The organism is Leptolyngbya sp. KIOST-1 (assembly GCF_000763385.1).
Classification (GTDB): Bacteria; Cyanobacteriota; Cyanobacteriia; order Phormidesmidales; family Phormidesmidaceae; genus Nodosilinea.
Genome location: NZ_JQFA01000005.1, coordinates 71580 through 86638 on the forward strand (window position 1 = coordinate 71580; position 15059 = coordinate 86638).

Sequence of the window (15059 nt, forward strand, 5' to 3'; positions counted from 1 at the left end):
CGCTCGAACCCCAGGGTAAGACTTTCCCTATCCAGTCAAGGGTGCATTGCAGCTTTCTTCCCGATTGAGGGTGGTTAGTTCTAGCTGGGTAGCCGCACATGCACCCTACCTATGTTTTCCGCGTTGAAACGATTGATTTAGGAGGTATTGATGCTGAATTCCGTAGTGTCTTCTATGGGGGCGTGGCCGCTGCTGGCCGCTGCTCCGGAGGCCGACACCGGGCCGATGGTGCTGGCTGGGGTGTTGCTCAGCCTGGTGGTGATCTATGTGGCCAGCAAGCTGGGCGGCGAACTGTCTAAGCTGCTCGACCTGCCGCCGGTGCTGGGAGAGCTGGTGGCCGGGGTGGTTGTTGGGGTATCGGCCCTGCACCTGATTATGTTTCCCGAGAGTGGGGCCACCGCCGCCGATTCCCAGCTGATGGGGCTGTTGCAGTGGCTGGGCGGGCTCACCCCCGAGGCGGCAGTAGAGGTCTTCCGCAGCCAGAGCGAGGTAGTCTCGGTGCTGGCGGAGCTAGGGGTAATTATTCTGCTGTTTGAGATCGGCCTGGAGTCGGACCTGCGAGAGCTGCAAAAGGTGGGCTCCCAGGCGGCGATCGTGGCGGTAGTGGGGGTAGCGGCTCCCTTTGCCCTGGGCACAGCGGGGCTGATGGCGCTGTTCCACGTGCCGACGATTCCGGCAATTTTTGCCGGGGCGGCGCTGACGGCGACCAGCATTGGCATTACCTCAAAGGTGCTGTCGGAAATTGGCCAGCTGAAGTCCGCTGAGGGCCAAATCATTGTCGGCGCGGCGGTGATTGACGATGTGCTGGGCATTATCGTGCTGGCGGTGGTGGCCAGTCTGGCCAAGACCGGCGAGGTGGATGTGCTGAATGTGGTGTACCTGATTGTCAGCGCCACGGGGTTCCTGCTGGGGGCAATTTTCCTGGGTAAGTTTTTCAATACGTCTTTTGTGGCGATCGCAGACAAGCTGCAAACCCGCGGCAACCTGGTGATTCCAGCGATTACCTTTGCCTTTCTGATGGCCTTTTTCGCCAACGTGATTCACCTGGAGGCCATTTTGGGGGCCTTTGCGGCGGGTCTGGTGCTGGATGAAACCGACAAGCGCAAGGAACTCGATCGCCAGATAATGCCCATCGCTGACATTCTGGTGCCCATCTTCTTTGTTACGGTGGGAGCCAAGGCCGACCTGGGGGTGCTGAACCCCGCCGTGGCGGCCAACCGGGAGGGCCTGGTAATTGCCGTGTTCCTGCTGGCGGTAGCGATCGTGGGCAAGGTGATCACGGGCTGGACGGCCTTTGGTCAGCCGTTGAATAAGCTGGCGATCGGTATCGGCATGGTGCCTCGGGGCGAGGTGGGGCTGGTGTTTGCGGGCATTGGCTCGGCCAGCGGGGTGCTGACGAAGCCCCTGGAGGCAGCGATTATCATCATGGTGATTGCCACCACGTTTCTGGCTCCGCCGTTTTTGCGGATTGCCTTTAAGGGCAGTGAGGCGGAGGCGATCGCCGCAGAGGCGGCCCCCGAACCCGCCGACGTGGCGTCCTAACGGTGTCTGCCTAGTTAGTCGCCGTAGGCTGGGCACGGCCCACCATTGAAGAGGTTGTTTTGCTGAAATCACCTCAATAGTCTTTGGTCGGGTTGATTTTGCAGTTGGTTTTGCGGCGCACAGTTGGGGGTTAAAGCCAGATCTGCTGCTGGGGCCATTTCGCTGGCCCCAGACCCCCGGCTCCGCGCGTCCTACGGCCTACGAGAAGGACGTCGCCCCTGAGGGGCGCAAACCAAAATCGGCCGTCCTTCACCTCACGGAAAGGACTGATCGATCATCGGTTTAAACCCCTGTTCTGCCAACCGACTGGTAGGCGGCTTTAAACCCTGAAGTCATCCACCACTTTTACCCATCCACCCGCCCCCCCATCCACTCGCCTACCCACCTACCCATCCACCCACCTACTCATCCACTCGCCCACCCACCTGCCCACCCCCTACCCATCCACTCAAAATGCTCCACGCCTGCGTTTACGCCACAATCCTGCTAGGTTTCTTCGGCATCATCTTTAAGGAGAACCTGGTGATGAAAATCATTGCTATGGATGTCATGAGCACCGGGGCGATCGCGCTGTTTGTGCTGGTGGCGGCCAGAACCGGGATGCGGACCCCGATTGTGGGCTTCTTGCCGGAGGAGGGCTATGCCGACCCGGTGCCCCAAGCGGTGATTTTGACGGCGATCGTGATTGGGTTTTCGATTCAGGCGCTGATGCTGGTGGGGGTCATGAAGCTAGCCCGCGACAACCCCACCCTCGAGACCCGCGCTATTGAGGAGGAGTACCGGCGATGAGCGAATTTACGATTCTCTGGATCGCCCTACCCCTGTTCATCGGCTTCAGCATTCACCTGCTGCCTCCGGCGGCCCGGCTGCTCACTCTGGGGGTGCCGCTGCTCTCTGGGGCCTACGCCACGGCGGTCTTTCTCCAGCCTGCGCCCCTCTATCTAAGCCTGCTGGACAGCTTCGGGGTGGCGCTGCGGGCCGATCAGCTCAGCGCCTGGTTTATTCTCACCAATGCCCTGGTGACAGCGGTGGTGCTGATCTACAGCTGGAATAGCCCCAAAACCGACTTCTTTTATACCCAGCTGATCGTGCTCCACGGCAGCGTCAACGCCACCTTTGTCTGTGCCGATCTGATCAGCCTCTACGTGGCCCTGGAGGTGGTGGGCATGACCACCTTTTTGCTGATTGCCTACCCCCGCACCGACCGGACCCTGTGGGTCGGTCTTCGGTACCTGTTCATCAGCAATGTCGCCATGCTGTTTTATCTGGTGGGGGCCGTGCTGGTCTACCGCACCCACCAGTCCTTTGCCTTTGAAGGGCTGCGCGGTGTCCCCGCCGAGGCCCCGGCGCTGATTTTGATGGGGCTATTGACCAAGGGCGGCATTTTTGTCTCAGGGCTGTGGCTGCCCGCTACCAACACCGCCGCCGAGAGCCAAATCTCGGCCATGATGTCAGGGGCCGTGGAAAAAGCCGGGGTGTTTCCGCTGCTGCGGATCTCCCTGGTGCTGGAGGAGTTTGAGCCGATTGTGCAGGCGTTTGGGATGGCGACGGCGGTGCTGGGGGTGACCTATGCCCTGGCCGCGTCCGACGCCAAGCGGGTGCTGGCCTGTAGCACCCTCTCGCAGCTGGGTTGGCTGCTGGTGGCCCCGGCAGTGGCGGGCTTCTACGCCCTGGCCCACGGTCTGGCCAAGGCGGCGCTCTTTCTTACGGTGGGGCAGTTTCCCCAGCGCGACCTGGCCACCCTGCGGCAGCAGCCCATGCCCACCGCCCTGTGGCTGCCACTCACCCTGGGCGGTCTCTCGATTTCGGGAGCCCCTCTGCTGGCCGGGTTTGGGGCCAAGACCCTGACCCTGGAGGCGTTGGGGCTGGGGCCAGAGCTGGTGATGAACGGCGCGGCGATCGGTACAGCGGCGGTATACGCCAAGCTGATTGGCCTACCCCACCAAGACGGCCCACCGGCACCGGGGTGGACACCGCCATCGCCGGGTATGGGACTGGCCGCAGGCCTGCTGCTGGGGGGGGCGATCGCGGCCAACGTCGCCTACCTCGACGCCTACACCTGGCCCAAGCTACTCAAGGCCGTGGGGCTGATCGCGGCGGGATGGTTTGTCTACGGCCAGCTGCGACAGCGGGTGGCGCTGGAGCTGCCCCCTGGCCCGGAGGGGTTTGACCATTTGCTGGGAGGCATGGGTGTGATGTTAGTTGTGCTGTTTTGGATGGTGTGGTCATGGTCAGTTATCTAGGCTGTTATCCAGGCGCAGCAGCCCGTATTGTCCCCGCGCCAGCTGAGCAAAGCCCAGGGGGGCAACCGGAGCCCCAGGAGCGGTGCCCATGACCAACATCACGATTGTTTGGGTAGCACTGCCCTTCTTCATCGGGTTTACGGTGTACCTGTTTCCCCAAACGGCGCGTCTGCTCACCCTGGCTGTGACGCTGGCCTCGCTGGCCTATGCAGCGGCTCTATTTGGCCAGCCCGGTCCCATCGATCTGCACCTGCTGGATAGCTTTGGCGTCACCCTGCTGGCCGATCAGCTCAGCGCCTATTTTATTCTCACCAATGCCCTGGTGACGGCGGCCGTGATTCTCTACTGCTGGGACACCGGCAAGACGGCCTTTTTTTACACCAAAGCGATCATTCTCCACGGCAGCATCAATGCGACCTTTATCTGCGCCGACTTTATTAGCCTCTACGTGGCCCTGGAGGTGATTGGCATTGCGGCATTTTTGCTGATTGCCTATCCGCGCCAGAACCGCACCCTGTGGGTGGCCCTGCGCTACCTGTTCATCAGCAACACGGCGATGCTGTTTTACCTGGTAGGGGCGGTGCTGGTGTACCAGGCCCACCAGTCCTTTGCCTTCACGGGCCTGCGCGGTGCCCCCATAGAAGCGGTGGTATTGATTGTGCTGGGCCTGCTGGTGAAGGGGGGGGTGTTCGTGTCGGGGCTATGGCTGCCCCTCACCCACGCCGAGGCCGAAAGCCCCGTGTCGGCCCTGCTGTCGGGGGTCGTGGTGAAAGCCGGGGTATTTCCCCTGGTGCGCTTTGCCCTGCTGGTGGAGGAGATTGACCCCCTGGTGCGGCTGTTTGGGGTGGCTACGGCGGTGCTGGGGGTAGTCTACGCCCTGGTCGAAACCGACGCCAAGCGCGTGCTGGCCCTGAGCACGGTTTCCCAGGTGGGCTGGGTGATGGCGGCCCCCCCAGTGGCCGGAGTCTACGCCCTGGCCCACGGGCTGGTCAAGGCGGCGCTGTTTTTGACCGTGGGCAACCTGCCCAGCCGCGATCTGACGGTGCTTGAGCAGCGGCCCATGGCCACCAGTCTGTGGCTGCCGCTGCTGGTAGGCAGTCTGGCGATCGCAGGCCTACCGCTGTTTGTCGGCTTTGGGGCCAAGGCCCTGACGCTGGAGTACGCCCTTCCCTGGCAGGGTAGACCCCTGGGTCTGGCGGCCTTGGGTACGGCGGTGATCTACGCCAAGTTTATGGTGCTGCCCCACCAGCCCAGCGGCAAACCCACCACCAACCCAGGGCTGTGGACAGCACTGGTGCTGCTGCTGGGGGCGCTCATTCTCTCCAACGTGGTCTATCTAGATGCCTACAACGGGCCAAAGCTGCTGGCGGCGCTGGCCACCATCGGCGGTGGTCTGGCCATTCATCTGCTGCTGATAAAGCGGGTGAAGGTCGCCTTACCTCGGGGGCTGGAAGACTTTGAGCACCTGATTGGCGGCATGAGTTTGACCTTAGTCGTGTTGTTCTGGATGGTGTGGTCATGGCTGGCTATCTAAACCTGCTGCTGCGGTTGTTAATCTGGTTTTTGCTCACCGCTGACCTGAGCTGGGCAAACATTTTGATCGGGGTAACGGTGTCGGTGCTGCTGCCACGGGGGGTAACCAACCCCGGCACGCTGAAGGACTGGCTACGCACCCTGGGGGAGGTGGTGGTGGCCATTCCCCAGGCCTACGCCGAAGCCGTGGAAATTATGGTGCGGCCTCACCGCCACGAGGTGGTGACGATCGATCGCGCCAAACCCCGCCGCACCCCCAGCCTGCTGTTCCTTGATATCTTTTTGATCACCTTCACCCCCAAAACCATCGTGCAGCACTACCGCGAGCAGGGCTGGTACGAGGTGCACCGCATTAGCCGGAGGCCCAACCCATGACCCTAATTTTGATTGCCATGATTGGCGCACTGCTGATTCCCATGGTTGAGGCGCTGCAGGACGAAGACATTTGGCAGCGGATGCTGGCCTTTGCCAGTATCGCCACCAAGACCTCGGTGATGATCCTGGTGATTGCCGTTCTGCAGGACGACTGGATGATCGGCGTGGTGGGGGTGATCATTCTCAGCGTGGGCAATGCGGCACTGATGTTGCTGGCCCAAATTATCAAGCGGGTCAACGACGTGATGGATCGGTGAGGGTCGTTATGGGATTGCTTTATAACGTGAAATGCAGCTCGGGACGTGAGGTTGGAACCCACTTTATACGAACAGTTTTAGCAGGAGACTCAGCATGATCAATTTTCTCAGCTACACCTGCATCGCTGTGGGCCTGGTGTTTTGGTACTGGGGCACCTGGCCGCTGCTGGGGCGACGGTCGGTGCTCTACAAGCTCCACGGGCTGTCGGTGGCCGACACCCTGGGATCGATGGCGATCATCGTGGGGCTGCTGCTGCGCATTCCCGAGGAATGGCCGCTGCTGGTGCTGGGGCTGATCTCCCTGGCCATCTGGAATACGGTACTGGGCTACGTGCTGGCCTACTGCTCAACGGGGGACAGTAGCTATGATGCCTAACTACATCTATGCAATTGTGCTGCTGCTGCCCCTGGCGGCAACGATGGTAATCGTGCAGCAAAACCCCTACCAGGCAATGGTGATGCGGGGAATTTTGGGGGCGGTGGCGGCCCTGGTCTACGCCATGCTGGGGGGAGCCGATGTGGCTCTGACCGAGGCCCTGGTGGGTACGATGCTGGCGGTCACCCTCTGCGCGGTGGCGGTGCGATCTTCGCTGGTAATGCGCCTGGGGGTGCTGGAGGAGGACCGCGTCAAAGACGGCCTGGAATGGCAACCGCTGCTCGACTACCTGCGGGCGATGCTCAAGCGCTACCAGCTGCGGCTGGAGCTGGTGCCCTACGCCGACAAAGCGGCACTGCAACAGGCTCTGGCGGAAAAGGCCATTCACAGCAGCTGCCTGAGCCTGGGGGCGTTGGGCTGGAGCAGCGGGGACGAGCCAGAGGCAGAACACCACCACTCGGCAAAGTCGCTGGATCAGGCTCCCTATCAGCTGATTACCCGAGTGCCGCGCCTCTACGAAATATTTTCCCTGGAGCTGCCGCCGGTAATGGCGGAGGTCACCATGGCCAAAGGCGATCGCCAGCAGATGGCAACCCCCAACGTATTGCCCCCCGAAGGCTTGATGGAGGAAAAGCAATGAAGTGGGTTTATCTAGTAGCCGGGGCACTGCTGTTTATCAAAATGGTGGTGTTTCCTGACCCCGTGGCCGAGGGGCTGGAAGTGCAGATCGCCGAGGCGGTTGCCACCGAGAGCGCTGTGCCCAATGCAGTATCGGGCATCATCCTTCGCAACCGTCTCTACGACACCATCTTTGAGGTCGTGGTGTTTACCATCGCCGTTATGGGGGCCAAGTATTTGCTGGCCGACGAAACCCCTACGGCAGCGTTCTATAGCTTCACCGATGAGCCATCTATTGTGCTGGCGCGGCTGGGGGCCACCATCGCGGCCCTGGTGGGGATTGAGCTGGCGATTCGCGGCCACCTCAGCCCCGGCGGTGGGTTTGCGGCGGGGGTGGCGGGTGGCACCGCGATCGGGCTAATTGCCATCACCGCCGCCTCGCCGGAGTGGATGCAGGCGATCTACGAACGCTGGCACGCGGCCACCTGGGAGAAGGTGTCGGTGCTGGTATTTATTGCCCTGTCAGTGTTTACCCTCATGGGCTTTAGCCTACCTTCGGCGCAGTTTGGCACCCTGCTCAGCGGCGGCATGATTCCTCTGTTGAATGTGCTGGTGGCGCTCAAGGTGGCCCTGGGGTCCTGGGCGGTGACGCTGCTGTTTATTCGCTACCGGGGGCTGTTGTAATTGCCGGGGCGGTTAGGCGATCGCTGGCATACCCTGTGGCGCAGCCTGCACCTGCCTGCGCCAGCGGTTCTAGGGCAGCTGTGCGATCGCTACACCGAACCCCACCGCGCTTACCACACCCTGCAGCACCTGAGGGACTGCCTGGCCTGGTGCGATCGCAGCACTCCCTGTCTCCAGGATCCAGCCGCGGTGGAACTGGCCCTCTGGTTCCACGATGGGATTTACGATCCCCACTGCACAGACAATGAGGAACAGAGCGCAGACTGGGCGGTGCGGGTGATTGCCAGCGTCGGTGGTAGCCTCCGGCTGCAGCAGACGGTGCACGGCATGATTTTGGCCACCAGGCACCACAATTCTTCCCCTGGGGGCGACATCGGCGCCGTTCTGGATAGCGACCTGGCCATCCTGGGCGCATCCCCCTGCCGCTTTAAGCAGTATGAAGCCCAAATTCGCCAGGAGTATGCCTGGGTGCCTGAGGCGGTGTTTCGCCACAGACGAGCTGAGCTGATGCGCGCCTTTCTGGCCCGCCCCGCGATTTTTGGCCTTGATTTTTTCCGGTCCCGACTGGAGCAGCAGGCGCGCCATAATCTGCAAGCTTCCCTGGCCGCTCTACAGAAAACCTCTAGACCTCCAGCGACGCCTGCAATGGGGGGCGATCAGGTCAGTAAAGGGCGATAAAAACGCGAACCTCCCCAGGGCCATTCACCGGCCCCAACGGCCAGTGAGACCTTCCTATCTGATCCTGAATCTTATCGGTATACCCCCGGTTTGTCGGGGCGTTGCAGGGCAATGCTCCCTGGAAGGTATCGGGTTTGAATCGGGGTTGGGTGACGCGGGTTTAGGATGACCTGAGGGCAAAAGCCCCAGCGCCGGGTTGCCAACGTCTGCCTTTGGGGTGAGAGCTACTCCTTTCCAGAGAGGGATTGAGATAACCTGCGATCGCCTTAGCCTGATAGAAGAAACCTGACTTAGAGGTCAAATATTATGGCAGAGGATAAAAGCAAGGCTAAGAGCAGCAGCGAAGAGCAAGATGGGTATAACACGCCTATCGATCCTATGCAGCGCCACACCGGCATGTACGAAGCTGGCGATGGCAAAGACGAAGCCCAGCCCGAGGGTGGCAGCAGCAACACAGGTGTAGAAGGCGCTCCTAACCAGGGTACCGAAAAGCGCTAAAGCCCCAGCTTGAAAGCTTAACTGGTAGTGGTGTTTTGAAGCGATCGCAGCAGCTGCGATCGCTTTTTTCGTGCGGGTTTCGGCTAGGGCTGCGCCAGATCGAGCTCTGCTGTCAGCCAGTCGATAAACTGCCGCGCCGCCCGACCCGATCGGCCATTGTGGCGGGTGGCCCACTGTAGCGCCCGGGCGGTGAGGTCGTCGTCGGCTAGCGTGAGGTTAGCCTGCTGGGCCAGGTGCCGGACAATGGCCAGGTAAGTGGGCTGGTCGGCGGGCTCGAAGGTGAGGGTGAGCCCAAAGCGATCGCTAAAGGACAGCTTTTCCTGCACCGTGTCCCAGGCCTGCACTTCGTCCTGATCGCTGGGGCGGGGGCGATCGCTAAAAAATTCCCGCACCAGATGGCGACGGTTGGAGGTGGCATAGACCACCACATTGGCAGGACGGGCCGTGGCGCTGCCCTCCAGCACTACCTTGAGCGCTTTAAAGGTGTCGTCGTCCTCCTCAAATGAGAGGTCATCCACAAAAATGATGAACCGCTGCGGCCGCGATCGCAAATCCTCCACAATCTGGGGCAGAGCCCGCAGATCGCCCTTGGCCACCTCCACCAGCCGCAGCCCCTGGGGCGCGTACTCGTTCACCAGCGCCTTCACCAGCGAGGACTTACCCGACCCCCGACTGCCGTAGAGCAGCACGTTGAGGGCGCGGTAGCCCTTCAGCAGGGCCAGGGTATTTTGCACCAGCTGCTGGCGGGGGTGGTCGTAGGCAGTGAGCTGGTCCAGGCCAATGGGATCGGGGTCGGCAATGCCCCGCAGCGCGCCGTCCCGCCAGCTCAAAGCGCGGTACTGGGCCAGTAGCCCGGCCCCGTGGCGGCGGTAGTGGGCCGCCAGCGCGGCAATGGCCCCCGCCCAGGGCGAGGCGGGCGGCAGCGGCAGCGGCGAGGGCGCAGCTGAGGCCGTGGCCCAGGCTACCGGGGGCTGGGGTAGAGCGGCGATCGCCCCCACCCACCCAGCCACCTGCTCGCCACTGAGATGGTACAGCGCCTGGAGCCGCTCCAGGTCGTGGCGGGCGGCGGCAACCAGGGCGGTGGGCAGATGGTTAAAATCCTGGGCCTGGGCCTGGGTCGTAAACGGATTCTCGGCATAGGCAATCTGGCACAGCAGATAGGTGCCCCAGCTATAGCCCGTGCTGGCCAGGGCCTGAAACCAGGTGGCGTAGGCTTTAAGCACCGGGGTGGCCTCTCCCCCCTGCAGCGCCCGCAGTAGCGCGTCAAAGGCCTGGCCAACGGGGTTGTGGAAGGCGCTGCCGTAGAGCAAGAGAGCGTCGAGGCACTGGCGGTAGCGCTGCACGTCCCCCTGGGCGGCGGCTAAATCTGGCATAGGAAAAAATCCAATTATGCCTCGATCTCGGCCTTCATGCGCTCCAGGGTTTGCTGCATCTGCTGAAACATCATGTCGGGGGTCATGCCAAACTGACCCAGCTGGGTCTTGAGCTGCTCGACGGTCATTTTGGCCATGAAGTCCTCGGACAGCTCAAAGCGCTTCATAAAGATGTGGTAGCGATCCATCATCGCCTCCATCTGGGCGATGTACATCTTCTTGCCCTCGCGGTCGAACTTGCCGTAATTCCCCCCCAGCTGCACCAGTGACTGGTAATCCTGAAACAGCTGCATGGCCTCTTGCTGGACAATATCTGAATCAAAAAATCCCATGGTTCTATGCGTTTTACGCTGAGCGCTATGGTCAATACCCTCGTCACACCCAGAAGGAGAACCCAGACGGCAAACCAGAGTGGTTGTGTATCGAGACTTTCAATACTAAAAGCCTAAGGTTTGGGCGAGCCCCCGGCCAAGGGTAGATAACCCTACTTAATCTCTGCGATTTTGTCGCTGGGAGTTAGAATCGTAGAGCTGATTGCCGCCACCCACTTGGCCGCTGCCAGCACGCCGTACGTTCGAGAGAAACTCCATGTCACAAGGTCAAGGGTTTGGGTTTGGGTTAGGCAAGATGAAGGAGCTGACCGAAGCCTTCAAAAAAGCCCAGCAGATTCAAGAGGGGGCCAAGCAGCTGCAGGAAGAACTGGAGCAAATGGAGATTGAGGGCGAGTCGGGCGGCGGCCTGGTCAAGGTGACCATGAGCGGCAACCAGGAGCCCAAGGGCGTGACGATTGCCCCCGAAGCCCTCAACGAAGGGGCCGAGGTGCTCTCCGACCTGGTGGCGGCGGCGATGAAAGATGCCTACGAAAAATCGACGGCCACCATGCGCGATCGCATGGAGCTACTCACCGGCGGCCTCAACCTGCCCGGTCTCTAGGCCTCGAACGCCATGACCACTCGTCTTTTGTTCGTCTGCCTGGGCAACATCTGCAGATCGCCCTCAGCTGAAAACATCATGAATTACCTGATTGCTCAGCGGCAGCTGGGCAATCGAGTGGTGTGCGACTCGGCGGGCACCGCCAGCTACCATGTGGGCAGCCCTCCCGATCGCCGCATGGCTCAGGCCGCCAGGGCCAGAGGCCTTGAACTGGTGGGGTGCGCCCGCCAGTTCGAAGTTGCCGATTTCGAACGCTTCGACCACATTCTAGCCATGGACCGGCAGAACTACCGCGACATTGTGGCCCTCGACCCGGCCAGCCAGCACACCGAGAAGGTGCGGTTGATGTGTGACTTTTGCCGCACCCATCCCGATCGCGACGTGCCCGACCCCTACTACGGGGGGGCCGAAGGGTTCACCTACGTGATTGAACTGCTGTTCGATGCCTGTGAGGGGTTCCTCGATCACATCTTTGACCACCCGGTGGTACCCTCTCGCTAGCAAGCTGGTAATCCTGTGACGCTCAACAGTCCTGCCCCTCGGCAACCATCGATACCGTTTGCCCGATCGTGGCGGCGGCGCTGTTTGGCATGGCTGCTGGGGCTGGCGGGGGCGCTGGCAACGGCCACCCCCGGTCAGGCGGCAGAGGCGCTGCTGGTGTCCTACGGCATTCTGGAGCGCTCGATTCCGATCGCCGATCTGGAGCGGTTTGCCACCACCGGAGAGCTCACTACCCAGCTGCAGATCTACCGTCGGCAGCTCCAGATCACCGACGACCAGCTCAGCCAAATTCGCGAGGTTCTAGTCACCCCGGCCAGTATCAGCGCGGTGGGGGTGGCCCAGTTCCTCTACACCGAGCAGGGTATCCTGCTGCTGGAGCAGGTGAGCCGGGTGGTGCAAACGCCGGTGCGCCAGGCCAACGTGCAGGCGCTGCGGGGGGCGCTGATTCTGGCGGCGGCCGACCCTGAGACCGGCTTTACCCTGCTCAACGTGCTTAAAACCTACCCCACGGTTGCTATCCGCATCGATCTGGCCGAGGGACTGGCGATCGCCCAGGAGATCAATCAGGCCATTTTGCAGTCGGAGGCGGCCTTTGAGCAGGTGCAGACCCTGGCCCGCCAGCAGGCCGAGGCCAACCCGGTCGATGTGGGAGCCCTGCTACAGCTGATCGAGAGCGAGCGCCGGTATGGCATCGATTTAATTCAAGTGGTAGTGCCGGGGCTGCCTCGGCCGGCGCTGCTCTATCTGCCCCAGGTGCAGCCAGGCGGGCCGCCGGTACCGCCCGGCGGCTTTCCCTTGGTGGTCATTTCCCACGGACTGGGGGGCACCCGCGACAGCTACAGCTACCTGGCCGAATACCTGGTGACTGGGGGGATTGCCGTCGCTACCCTGGAGCACCCCGGCAGCAACGATCAGCAGCTCTACGCGCTGCTGGCGGGCCAGTCGGATGCGGTGGTGCAGGACGAAGAATTTTTGCGCCGTCCCCGCGATGTGTCGCTCACCCTCAACGCCCTGGAAAACCTCAGCCGCAACCCTTCTGTGATTCAAAATCAGCTCGACCTGAGCCGGGTGGGGGTGGTGGGGCAATCCTTTGGCGGCTACACGGCCCTGGCCCTGGCCGGAGCCAGCTTTGACCTGGCCAGGCTGGCGGCGGCCTGTCCCCCCGGCACCCTCTCCTTCAATCCCTCCCTGTTGCTCCAGTGTCAGGCCCTGCGCCTGGGCAACCCCGGCAACAGCTTAGTCGATCCCAGGGTGAGGTCAATCTTTGTCATGAATCCGGTGGGCAGCGTGCTGTTTGGGCCGACGGGGTACAGTCAGCTCGACCTGCCGGTGATGGTGGTGGCGGGCACCGCCGACACCGTGGCACCAGCGTTTCCAGAACAGATCGAACCCTTTAGCTGGCTGACCACCCCCGATCGCTACCTGCTGTTGATCAGCCGGGGTACCCACTTTTCCACCATCGGCGATGTGGTCGCAGGCGATCAGCCCCTGCCCATTCCTCCCGACATTATTGGGCTGCGCCCCGAGCTGGTGTGGGCCTACATGCAGGTGCTGGGGCTGGCCTACTTCAAGCTTACTCTGGAGGGCGACCAGCGGTTTCGCCCTGCCCTCCAGGCGGCCTTTGCCAACGCCATCCAAACAGATCCCTACGAGCTGAGCCTGATCAGCCCTCTCCCTATCGCCCCGGCAGCCCCCCCCTCGGACCCCGCGTTCGAGGGTGACGATCCCCCCGCTGCGCCCCTGGCTCCCTAGGTTAAAACTCCCCAGGTTCAAACCCTCTCCTCTCCTGCTATGCTCCCTGATATGGTCTTAACGGCGGTATGAGTTCTGGCACTGTATCGGCTGCGATCATTGGCTGGCGAGAGTGGGTAGCCCTGCCGGGGCTGGGGGTTCCAGCGATCAAGGCCAAGATCGATACCGGCGCGCGATCGTCGGCGCTGCACGCCTTTGACGTGGAGCGGTTCGAGCAGGCAGGCCGCGCCATGGTGCGCTTTCAGGCCCACCCCCTGCAGCGCAACGACGACTACCTCATCACAGCGGTGGCGGTGCTGCTGGAAGAGCGTGAGGTGCGCAATTCGGGGGGGCAGGCAGAGCTGCGACCGGTGATCGAAACCCAGGTACAGGTGGGCCAGGCCGTCTGGACCATCGAGCTGACCCTGACCAATCGCGACGAGATGGGGTTTCGCATGCTGCTGGGGCGGCAGGCGGTGCGCCGTCGCTACCTGGTGGATCCGGGCCGATCGTACCTGCAGCCCCTGCCCGTCCCCCCCGCCTGATTCCCGATTTCCCCCTAAACTATCCCCGAGGATGACTCCTGAAGCGCTATGAAGATTGCGATTTTATCCAGGGACGCCACCCTCTACTCAACCCGACGACTGAAACAGGCAGGGGAAGAGCGTGGCCACGAAATGCAGGTAATCGACCACCTGCGCTGCTACATGAATATCACCTCCCATCAGCCCAAGGTCATGTACCAGAGCCAGCCGCTGGTGGACATTGAGGCGGTGATCCCCCGGATTGGGGCATCGAACACGTTCTACGGTACGGCGGTGGTGCGGCAGTTTGAAATCATGGGGGTGTTTACCGCCAATACCTCAATGGCCATCTCGCGATCGCGCGACAAACTGCGATCGCTACAAATCATGGCTCGCCGGGGCATCGGCCTGCCGGTGACAGGCTTTGCCCACTCCACCAAGGACATCGACGGCCTGGTGGATATCGTTGGCGGTGCTCCCCTGGTGATCAAGCTGCTGGAAGGCACCCAGGGCATCGGCGTGGTGCTGGCCGAAACTCAGCAGGCGGCCAAGTCGGTGATCGAGGCCTTTCGCGGCCTCGACGCCAACATTCTGGTGCAGGAATTTATCAAAGAGGCGGGGGGCATGGACATCCGCTGCTTTGTGATCGGCGACAAGGTGGTGGCCGCCATGAAGCGCCAGGGAGCCCCCGGTGAGTTTCGATCCAACCTGCACCGGGGCGGCTCGGCCAGCCGGGTGCGCCTCACCCCCGAGGAGCGCAGCACCGCCATTCGCGCCGCCAAAGCCATGGGCCTGCGGGTGGCCGGGGTGGACCTGCTGCGCTCCAACCACGGTCCGGTGGTGATGGAGGTCAACTCATCCCCCGGCCTGGAGGGAATTGAAAAAGCCACCGATATCGATGTGGCAGGCAAGATCATCGACTTTGTGGTCAAACACGCGGCCCCCGGCAAAGACCGCGATCGCATTAAGTACTAGTCCTTGACCAACCTGATTGTGACAGGCTCCAACGGTCTAACGGTGCAGGGTACACGGTGTACGGTTTAAGGACTGCCGGGAACCGTACACCGTGCACCGTGAGCCCCACTAACCTGTCATCTTTGGCTTGGCAGACTACTAGTCCCTGGTCTTGCCACCGAATTGGCACAGTGAACGGCGGTAAAGTGTCACAGCTTCGCCATGGTCATGCCATGCAG

Annotated in this window: 18 protein-coding genes; 16 read left to right on the plus strand and 2 right to left on the minus strand. The window is 62.0% G+C overall.

The genetic code is table 11. The features are described from left to right. Positions 1-150: 150 nt before the first annotated feature. The 11 genes from NF78_RS26550 (at position 151) to NF78_RS26600 (ending at position 8804) form a co-directional block, all read left to right on the plus strand. The gene (locus NF78_RS26550; RefSeq protein WP_035994372.1) at positions 151-1542 is read left to right on the plus strand and encodes a cation:proton antiporter; all 1392 of its coding nucleotides are present in this window, start codon (positions 151-153) and stop codon (positions 1540-1542) included. Positions 1543-1995: 453 nt separating this feature from the next. Beyond that, positions 1996-2331 carry a cation:proton antiporter subunit C gene (locus NF78_RS26555; protein ID WP_035994374.1) on the plus strand — a complete coding sequence of 112 codons (336 nt, stop codon included), beginning with the start codon at positions 1996-1998 and terminating at the stop codon, positions 2329-2331. Next, positions 2328-3785, plus strand: a complete 1458-nt coding sequence (locus NF78_RS26560; RefSeq protein WP_035994376.1) for a cation:proton antiporter — start codon at positions 2328-2330, stop codon at positions 3783-3785. Before NF78_RS26555 ends, NF78_RS26560 begins: the two co-directional genes overlap by 4 nt. Before the next feature lie 88 nt (positions 3786-3873). Further along, positions 3874-5319 (plus strand): cation:proton antiporter, encoded by a 1446-nt coding sequence (locus tag NF78_RS26565; protein ID WP_035994377.1) that lies wholly within the window; start codon positions 3874-3876, stop codon positions 5317-5319. Beyond that, complete coding sequence (locus tag NF78_RS26570) at positions 5304-5693, plus strand: Na+/H+ antiporter subunit E (RefSeq protein WP_035994379.1); 390 nt, start codon at positions 5304-5306, stop codon at positions 5691-5693. Before NF78_RS26565 ends, NF78_RS26570 begins: the two co-directional genes overlap by 16 nt. Further along, the gene (locus NF78_RS26575) at positions 5690-5950 is read left to right on the plus strand and encodes a hypothetical protein (protein ID WP_035994381.1); all 261 of its coding nucleotides are present in this window, start codon (positions 5690-5692) and stop codon (positions 5948-5950) included. The genes NF78_RS26570 and NF78_RS26575 overlap by 4 nt, the downstream gene beginning before the upstream one ends. Before the next feature lie 94 nt (positions 5951-6044). Further along, entirely contained in the window at positions 6045-6326 is a 282-nt protein-coding gene (locus NF78_RS26580; protein ID WP_035994384.1) for a monovalent cation/H(+) antiporter subunit G, read from the plus strand. Continuing rightward, the gene (locus NF78_RS26585) at positions 6316-6966 is read left to right on the plus strand and encodes a DUF4040 domain-containing protein (protein WP_072016284.1); all 651 of its coding nucleotides are present in this window, start codon (positions 6316-6318) and stop codon (positions 6964-6966) included. Before NF78_RS26580 ends, NF78_RS26585 begins: the two co-directional genes overlap by 11 nt. After that, complete coding sequence (locus NF78_RS26590; protein WP_035994386.1) at positions 6963-7628, plus strand: Na(+)/H(+) antiporter subunit B; 666 nt, start codon at positions 6963-6965, stop codon at positions 7626-7628. The genes NF78_RS26585 and NF78_RS26590 overlap by 4 nt, the downstream gene beginning before the upstream one ends. Beyond that, a complete protein-coding gene (locus tag NF78_RS26595; RefSeq protein WP_052051049.1) occupies positions 7629-8306 on the plus strand; it encodes a hypothetical protein in 678 nt (225 codons plus the stop codon). Positions 8307-8612: 306 nt separating this feature from the next. Next, complete coding sequence (locus NF78_RS26600) at positions 8613-8804, plus strand: hypothetical protein (protein WP_035994389.1); 192 nt, start codon at positions 8613-8615, stop codon at positions 8802-8804. A gap of 83 nt (positions 8805-8887) precedes the next feature. On the opposite strand, the gene NF78_RS26605 is transcribed toward NF78_RS26600, so the two are convergent. Then, the gene (locus NF78_RS26605) at positions 8888-10177 is read right to left on the minus strand and encodes an ATP-binding protein (protein WP_035994391.1); all 1290 of its coding nucleotides are present in this window, start codon (positions 10175-10177) and stop codon (positions 8888-8890) included. A gap of 14 nt (positions 10178-10191) precedes the next feature. Further along, complete coding sequence (locus NF78_RS26610) at positions 10192-10509, minus strand: DUF1825 family protein (RefSeq protein ID WP_035994392.1); 318 nt, start codon at positions 10507-10509, stop codon at positions 10192-10194. A gap of 256 nt (positions 10510-10765) precedes the next feature. Here NF78_RS26610 and NF78_RS26615 point away from each other — a divergent pair, with 256 nt between their 5' ends. The 5 genes from NF78_RS26615 (at position 10766) to rimK (ending at position 14841) form a co-directional block, all read left to right on the plus strand. Continuing rightward, positions 10766-11110: a YbaB/EbfC family nucleoid-associated protein gene (locus tag NF78_RS26615; RefSeq protein ID WP_035994394.1), complete on the plus strand. Its 345-nt coding sequence runs from the start codon at positions 10766-10768 to the stop codon at positions 11108-11110. A 12-nt stretch (positions 11111-11122) separates the two neighbouring features. Beyond that, positions 11123-11611 (plus strand): low molecular weight protein-tyrosine-phosphatase, encoded by a 489-nt coding sequence (locus tag NF78_RS26620; RefSeq protein WP_035994396.1) that lies wholly within the window; start codon positions 11123-11125, stop codon positions 11609-11611. A gap of 15 nt (positions 11612-11626) precedes the next feature. After that, a complete protein-coding gene (locus NF78_RS26625; RefSeq protein ID WP_081973006.1) occupies positions 11627-13363 on the plus strand; it encodes an alpha/beta hydrolase in 1737 nt (578 codons plus the stop codon). A 68-nt stretch (positions 13364-13431) separates the two neighbouring features. Further along, positions 13432-13887 (plus strand): ATP-dependent zinc protease, encoded by a 456-nt coding sequence (locus NF78_RS26630; protein WP_035994398.1) that lies wholly within the window; start codon positions 13432-13434, stop codon positions 13885-13887. A 48-nt stretch (positions 13888-13935) separates the two neighbouring features. Further along, the gene (rimK, locus tag NF78_RS26635) at positions 13936-14841 is read left to right on the plus strand and encodes a 30S ribosomal protein S6--L-glutamate ligase (RefSeq protein ID WP_035994402.1); all 906 of its coding nucleotides are present in this window, start codon (positions 13936-13938) and stop codon (positions 14839-14841) included. Positions 14842-15059 lie beyond the last annotated feature (218 nt).